Annotated in this window: 1 pseudogene; it reads left to right on the top strand. The window is 70.4% G+C overall.

The annotated features are described in order from the left end of the window. Window positions 1–267: pseudogene (locus tag AAEZ09_RS28410) on the top strand (zinc-binding alcohol dehydrogenase family protein); the annotation flags it as partial.

Below are 267 nucleotides of genomic sequence, written 5' to 3'. Positions count from 1 at the left end.
CGGCGTGGTGGTCGGGGTGGGCAGCGAAGTCAGCCTGTTCAAGGTCGGCGACGAGGTGTTCTACGCCGGCTCCATCGCCCGCGCCGGCGGCAACAGCGAACGCCATCTGGTGGACGAGCGCATCGTCGGACGCAAGCCGCAGAGCCTGAGCTTCGCCGAGGCCGCCGCGCTGCCGCTGACCGCCATCACCGCCTGGGAGCTGCTGTTCGAACGCCTGCAACTGGTGGAGGGCCATGGCGCCGGGCAGCAGCTGCTGATCGTCGGAGC

The organism is Pseudomonas sp. 65/3-MNA-CIBAN-0223 (assembly GCF_040310425.1).
Classification (GTDB): Bacteria; Pseudomonadota; Gammaproteobacteria; order Pseudomonadales; family Pseudomonadaceae; genus Aquipseudomonas; species Aquipseudomonas gregormendelii.
The sequence above is the reverse complement of the archived record's forward strand: the minus strand, read 5'-3'. Positions and strand labels throughout refer to the sequence as shown.